The sequence below is a fragment of the Leptospira ainazelensis genome (assembly GCF_016918785.1).
In the GTDB taxonomy this organism is placed as follows: Bacteria; Spirochaetota; Leptospiria; order Leptospirales; family Leptospiraceae; genus Leptospira; species Leptospira ainazelensis.
The window spans coordinates 188,063-195,000 of record NZ_JAFFPT010000071.1; the positions used below are offsets into that span (position 1 = coordinate 188,063).

General features: G+C 41.7%; 7 protein-coding genes. 3 read left to right on the plus strand and 4 right to left on the minus strand.

All coding sequences use genetic code 11. The features are described from left to right. Window positions 1-99 precede the first annotated feature (99 nt). The 4 genes from JWG44_RS16660 to JWG44_RS16675 are packed head-to-tail and all read right to left on the minus strand — an operon-like array spanning window position 100 to window position 3,688. Window positions 100-948, minus strand: a complete 849-nt coding sequence (locus tag JWG44_RS16660; protein WP_456298548.1) for a M48 family metalloprotease — start codon at window positions 946-948, stop codon at window positions 100-102. A gap of 46 nt (window positions 949-994) precedes the next feature. Then, complete coding sequence (locus tag JWG44_RS16665) at window positions 995-1,846, minus strand: DUF2797 domain-containing protein (RefSeq protein WP_205276126.1); 852 nt, start codon at window positions 1,844-1,846, stop codon at window positions 995-997. After that, window positions 1,843-2,454 carry an LIC_11883 family protein gene (locus tag JWG44_RS16670; protein WP_205276127.1) on the minus strand — a complete coding sequence of 204 codons (612 nt, stop codon included), beginning with the start codon at window positions 2,452-2,454 and terminating at the stop codon, window positions 1,843-1,845. Before JWG44_RS16670 ends, JWG44_RS16665 begins: the two co-directional genes overlap by 4 nt. After that, window positions 2,423-3,688: an exo-beta-N-acetylmuramidase NamZ family protein gene (locus JWG44_RS16675; RefSeq protein ID WP_205276128.1), complete on the minus strand. Its 1,266-nt coding sequence runs from the start codon at window positions 3,686-3,688 to the stop codon at window positions 2,423-2,425. Before JWG44_RS16675 ends, JWG44_RS16670 begins: the two co-directional genes overlap by 32 nt. A gap of 65 nt (window positions 3,689-3,753) precedes the next feature. Here JWG44_RS16675 and JWG44_RS16680 point away from each other — a divergent pair, with 65 nt between their 5' ends. The 3 genes from JWG44_RS16680 to JWG44_RS16685 all read left to right on the plus strand — a co-directional run bounded on the left by JWG44_RS16680 (window position 3,754) and on the right by JWG44_RS16685 (window position 6,432). Next, window positions 3,754-4,992, plus strand: a complete 1,239-nt coding sequence (locus JWG44_RS16680; protein ID WP_205276129.1) for a lipoprotein LipL46 — start codon at window positions 3,754-3,756, stop codon at window positions 4,990-4,992. A gap of 346 nt (window positions 4,993-5,338) precedes the next feature. After that, on the plus strand, window positions 5,339-5,467 hold the full coding sequence (locus tag JWG44_RS22485) for a hypothetical protein (protein WP_269752216.1): 129 nt from the start codon (window positions 5,339-5,341) through the stop codon (window positions 5,465-5,467). A 428-nt stretch (window positions 5,468-5,895) separates the two neighbouring features. Further along, entirely contained in the window at window positions 5,896-6,432 is a 537-nt protein-coding gene (locus tag JWG44_RS16685) for a c-type cytochrome (RefSeq protein ID WP_205276130.1), read from the plus strand. The last annotated feature ends 506 nt before the right edge of the window (window positions 6,433-6,938 follow it).

Sequence of the window (6,938 nt, forward strand, 5' to 3'; positions counted from 1 at the left end):
TCCGCGAAACTTTTTAGTCAAGAAATTCTTTCCGTTTTACTTCACAAACATAAAAAGGGAAACCGCACCGCAGCCATCTTTTAGATTCGCAACAAGAGGTTACTCAGCTTCACCAAACGCGCGTTTCATCACGGACTGATAACGCGACTCGTAGAGATTTTCCGGAGTCGCTTTCGGATTTCCGATTTGGTTTAGACGTTTTTGATTCTCCGCAATTCTATCCTCGTTGAGAGGGTGTGTGGATAAGAATTTGATCATTCGTTTATCGGGGTCCACACCACCTTCTTCTTTTTCCTTCTTTTCGATCAGAACAAAAAAGGATTCAAGAGCGCCCGGAAAGTATTTTGTGGCTTTTAAATATTCAAAACTCATTTCGTCAGCTTCCGCTTCTGCGGAACGGCTGTTTGCGAGGGTTAAAATTTCTCCGCCCACTCTCGAACCTAAGTTGATGAGGTTGGCCGCGTCCGAACCGAGAAAAATCGTAAGACCGATATAGATCGTAAAATAAATTCCCAAAGAGCTGACGATCTGTTTTACGGAATGTCTTTTTTCCGCATGAGCAATCTCGTGCGCGAGAATGGCCGCGAGCGTCGCCTCGTCCTTGATAAGCTTTAAAAGACCGGTATATACGAAAATGTATCCGCCCGGAGTACAGACGGCGTTGATCGTATCGTCGTCGTCCAGAATGGAAATTTTATAGGGAAATTCTTTTTTGTATTGGATCTTATCCGATTTTAAGATTTTTTCGGCGACGGACTTAACATACTTCTCGAGGACCGCATTTTTGAGGATATGCATTCCTTCCTTTCCTTCTTTTGCGTTTTCTAAAAACGATTTCCCGATCTGAAGATCCAATTCGATCGGAACTACGGATTCGATGATCGCGCCGCAACCCCAAAATGAGAGGGCGCTGAGGATGATAGCAAACTTGAGAACGATCTTTTTCATACGGGACATTTTTTTCCGAAACGAAGTTAGAATCATAGCAGAATTTTTATTCTACACTGAGTGTCGCCTCGTGTCCGCCGTAAGCGCGGATGTTGATGACTCCGGACTTAAAAAGTAGGTATTGTCCTTTGATTCCCGTAAGGACGTCTTCTATGACCGGATTTTTTTCGGGAGAGAGAGAAAGAATTTTCTCCGGAAAGTGCAGGACGGGATAACGAATCGCAGTCGGTTTTTCCTGGGGAGAAACTTGGTAGTCGAGATCGAAATCCAAGTCCTGAATCTTCCGTAGAAACTCCTTCTTTTTTTCGGAAAGATCGATCTCTTCCGGATCACCCGCAACCATTTTCTGCCAAGTGGTTCGATCGGATAAAACCTTGGACAATTCCTTTTCGATGATACCCGCATCCCTTCTGGAGTTTACTTCCACCAAGGGGATTCCCTGTACGGCGCCTTGATCCACCCAACGGTTTGAGACCGGATTCTCCTTTGTGATTCCCACCTTGATCGCCGAACTGTTAGCCAAATAAACCGTATGCGGTCGAAAACAATGGGAATCTCCCCAATCCGGTTGTCTGCAAGTTCCGAGATGATAGTGACAGGTATCCGGTCTTAAAATGCAGAGATCGTTTTCCGCAAGAGTTTGAAAACAAGTAAAACAATTTCCCTGATTGAAACTTTTTTTTGTGATTCTTCCGCAAGAAACACAGCGGATCCTTCCGGTAAACTCGAGTTTGTATTTTTTTCCGAGAGAATTTAGAATATTAGAATCTTCTTGTGGATGACTTTTTTGTTTTTCGGAAGTTTCCGATTCGTAGGTCGCCCAGTTCCAGATATAACGGACCGGATCGAGTCCTTCGTGATCCATCATTCGTAGAAAACCGGAGGCGATTTGTTTCATGGAAATAGAATTTCTCTTCCGCTAAGCGGCCTTAGAATCGGATCCACTTTCACTTCCAGAATCCCGTTCAACTTCGAACCCGACCAATCAAAAATCAGGATTCGATCCTGAAATTCATAGTGACTGAGTTGTCCGTTGGAAAGGTAGAAGGCACGGAGAGAATCTCCCGGATTTTCTTCCGATACGATTTGAACCACATTCTTTCCGGAAATCGTGGTTCCCGTATAAAGTTGAACGTTCTTTATTTCTTTTGGAGTCGTGTTCGAATTCTCGTCGTTATTTTGCGGGGAATCTTGTGCCAAAACCGGCTGTTGATGCCGAAGTAATCCGCAGAAAAAAGGTCCGGGAAGTTCGGGAACTGAAATAGAACAATTGGATTTTTCCCACTGTTGTTCCTGACTCGTCGGATACACCCCTCGAAGACTCTGTGCGACTTTTGCAAAGGTATAATATTTCAGTCTTCCGATCAGATCCCTCAACTGGTATTCCTTCCAGGCTTCGGCTCCGAGAGATAGATTCAAAAAGAAGAATATACTAAAAATAAAGATCGCCTTTGGGTTTGTTTTCTTTTCCATATCAGTAGAGATAGTATTTTTGAATCTTTTCATTGTATTCTTTTTCGGTGGAACTCAAAAAGTCCGAGTATTGCTCGTATGTTTTCCCGGATTCGATCGCGTTTCGAAAGGAGGAAGTTCCCCAGAGAAAATCGATATTGTGGGTTCCGTCCGGATAGGATCTCCATTTAAAATCCTTTCCATAAGCATTTTTGATTCCTTTGATCAATTTATAAGCCATTTTCAAAGGGTCGTATTTCCGATTTACAACCGTTAGGCGAAGACCTCTGCAGATTTCATTCTTAAACGGTCCGAAAACGGGTTTAAAAAAAACGGTTTGAAAATAATAATCACCGCCGGAGTTTTGATTCAATTCTTCCGCCAACCGTTCCGGTTCGATCATCCAAGGAGCTCCGAAGTAGACAAAAGGAGCCGTGGTTCCTCGTCCGACGGAAACGTTCACACCTTCTAATAAAACAAGACCGAGATAGTTGATCGCCGAGTCCACCATCGGAAGATTCGGAGAGGGTGTCGTCCAAGGAATTCCTTCTTTGTCCCAGTCAAAGGAACGTTTTGCGTTTTTTGGGGAAAGGACTTCCAGGCGAATTTTTTTTGCCAGAAACTCGTTGTTGTAAAAGTTTGCGGATTCTCCCAAAGTAAGTCCGCTAAAAAAGAGAGACGGAAACTCTCCCGCGAAGTTGAGAAATTTCTTATCGATGATCTCGCCTCTTCCTTTCAAATACAGAGCGGGATTTACGTGATCCAGAAGAATCAGTCTCGTAGAAAGCGGATCCGGAATTCCATCCATGATTCTTTTTAAAACCGTAAGATACGTATAACATCTCATTCCCATGTCTTGTACATCGAAGAGGATCGCATCCGCTCCTTTGAGAATCGCGGGAAGTTCCGCGTTTTTGACTCGATAGATATGATAGATGGGAAGATTGAAAAACTCGTCCACCGTTACGGGAGATTTACTAAAGTCTTCCTCCAAACCGAGAAAACCGTGTTCCAAACCGATGAGATGTTTGATCTTTACGTCGTATTTTTTAAATTCTTTGACGATCCTTTCCGGACTTCTTCCGATTCCGGAAGGATTTGTGATAAGAATGACATTCTTCCCTGAAAGTCCGGGTAGAATGCTTGTGTAGAATTCGTTTTCAGAAGGAATCAACTTTGAATCGGAAATATGTTTCCGAAATCCTTTTTCAGCGCAAGCAACCGAAGGGAGGAAGAGAAAAAAAATGACTAAGAGGAAGAATTTTTTCTTTATTTTTGTGTAGAGCATCCGAAAATTCCTATTTTGTTTAAGAAAAACCCTCAAACCTATTCTTCAAGGAGAAAAACGACAAAATGAATCGTTTCCCTACCATCAGGCTCATCGCAGCCTTAGCAGTTATTACGTTCGCAGTCAACTGCGGTTCTTCCGGATCCACTCGTGGAAAAAAGAAAGAATTCTACGAAAAAGAAGGTAACAAAGTTACCGTGATCGGAGAAGCTCCTATCTACAACGGCGACAAACAAATCGCAAAACAAAGAGCTTTGAAAGACGCAAAAATCAATGCGGTTAGAAAAGTGATCGGAGAGGAAATCAGCAACAAGAGCAAGGCATCCGACGGAGAAAGTTTAGGTTCCAGCCTTCTTTCGAAAACAGACGCCTTTGTGAAAAGTTATGATATCATCGACGAAGCGGAAGGAAAAATCGATACACAACCGATGTTGAAACTCACCGTACGTTGTGAAGTGGAAGAATCAAAAATCTCCACTGCGGTCGACAATCTTCTTGCCGATGTCGGAAATCCAAGAGTTGCAGTTCTGGTTCTTGGAAAAGTCGGAGGAGCTCCCGTATATCCTGCAGGTCCGAATAATTTCGGAGAAGCTGAAATCATCAAAGCTCTGAAGAAAAACGGAAACAAGATCATCGATCCCGCTCTGACTGCAAAAAAAGTAAGTAAGAATCAAGTAGATCCTGAAAAAGTGGAAGGATCTCCTTTGATCAAAATTCTTTCTGAAATGCTTCAAGCTGAAGTTTTGGTTTTAGGAACCGTAGAAACCGAAGACCAACAACCTCTTGACTCCGTAAACGGAAAGGCTCTCGAAAGAACCATCTACAACACCGCCGCAACCGGAACTTACAAAGTAGTTCTTCTGTGGGGCGACGGAAAGATCGTGGATAGCGGAACTGCGGATGGACGCGGTGCTGACATCACCCAAAAGGTTTCGAGAGAAAAAGCGATCTCCGAGTGGGCGGCTTCCGTTTCTAAAAAAGTAAACAACCAGTTAAAAGAAGAATGGTTCAATCTGACTGAAAACAATCCGATCGTTCTGAAGTTTACCGGACTCAACGCCGACGAAGCGACAAAGTTCAAAGACGATCTTACCGAGTTTACCGCGGCAAAAGAAGTAAACGTAAGAACCTCCGATACGAACGGTTCCGAGTGGGAAGTGATCTATCCTGGAAAAGATTCTCTCTTTCAGGAAGAATTGGTCTACAAAAAGGACAGGGGATTTTCTTTTTTATCTAGCAAGTCGCTAGAAGTAAAATCGACGACTCGCGGAGTTGTAACTTTGGAATTCAAACCACTGAAGTAAGATTTTATTTCTCATTCGAGAAAAGTAAAATACCCGGAAAAATTTTCCGGGTATTTTTTTTATCCGCGTAGAAGCTTCCTAAAGCGGCGCGAGTTTACATTTTTCGGCTTCAGCCGAACGTTCCATTCTACACGGACTCGAGCGGCAACGTCTGCGTTTAGACGATCGCCCCAAACTACCTGGAAGAATGGAAATTGGACGCAAGAATTCGCAGCAAAAAAAAACACAACCAATCCGGAATCTATGAATCTGAACCGAAATTCTGACGGGCTTTCGAGATAACTTCGTTTGGATGAACTCCATCGAAAATGGTTCATAAAACTGAAAACCGATAGGACCTTCTTTTTTGAAATTCGTATTAACTCCGATTCTTATGAATGCGGCTTTCAAACGGTATTTGGAAATATCTATCGTAAATATGAGCTTGCACAAAAACGAAGAAATGACGGAACTCCAAGGTGCGAATAAAGCATAAACATTCCCTTAGAAAGTTCATAAACCGATAAAGGAACGTAATCTGTGGGAACTCCGGCTTTTTTTTATGAGAGCGTGAATGTTGTATATGAGCATCTCCTAATGATTCGGAAAAGACCTTAAAAATTCATAATAAATATTTAACTTATAATCCGCCAACTGGCAAAACAAAATCGACAAATCATAAATGATATTATAGTCCATCTTCCTTTTTTTAATGGATGATCATTTTGTTTTCAATGTCAATTCTGCTCATCCAAATGGACTTCCTTTTTGATTCTTTTGGTTCGCATAAGAAAAATGAAATATACTTTGTCTTTCAAAAACGAATCGAAAGACAAACAGTAGCCAAAGGCATCCTGACAAGAATGACCTGTGCTTTCGTAAATCGGGAAGGGATCTCCATTTTAATACTCAAAAGGAAAATCAATGAAAACAAAGAACCTTCTAATAGTTTTGAGCATTTGCCTTCTCGCAAATTGCTCGAAGAATGACGAAACTTCCCGCATCAAACGGGGAGAAAAACTTGTGAAGTTGGGAAGTTGTGCAGACTGTCATACCGCCAAAAACATGACGCCGCAGGGACCAGTTCCGGATAGTTCCAAACATCTTGCAGGCTACCTGGAAACAAATAAGCTGCCGGATTACAAAAGTTTCAAAGGAAGTCCTTGGATTTTGTTTGCGGGAGATCTTACCGCGACGGTCGGTCCATGGGGAGTTAGTTTTGCGAAAAATTTAACTCCGGATAAAGAGACGGGAATTGGAGGTTGGACCGAAGAAATGTTCATCAAAACCATCCGCACACAAAAAAGGATGGGAGTCGGAAGATCCTTACTTCCTCCCATGGCGCCGATTATGGGAGAAAGCCTAAATTCTCTAAACGATGAGGATTTGAAAGATATCTATGCGTATCTCAAGTCGATCCCTGCGGTAAAAAACAGAGTTCCCGAACCGATTCTCAACTAAATCGATTTTTATTTCAAAAGACGGATGGTGGAATGGTCCGTCTTTTGAATCCTTTCCCCGTCTCTGCTTTAAATTCGAATTTTTTTTTCAAATCCGCCTTTGTTTATCAACAATTTCGTTCTTTGAGGACAAAGAATTCTACAGAACTTCTTTTCTTAAACAAGAGTTTTGTCTTTATTTTTAACCTTGAAAGGGATATAATTTTAGTCAGCTCGCGCACTCGATTCCAAAGCTATAAACATAGAATGAACACGCGTTAGAATTCAAAAGCTAAAGCCACACAGATTTAGAATATCCTCTTTTTATCAAGTTTAGAAAAAATGATCGCAGTATCCTAAAAAACTTTTAGCTAAACTTAAATTAATGAATTCGAATTTTCAAATGCCGGGTTCGAGATCAGAGTCTTTTAACAGATCTTCAAAAAAATGCTTTGCGTTATAATAATCATTACAGTCTTACTATAAAAGTTATATTTCCCTATAAAACGATTCAAAAGTTCATAAAAA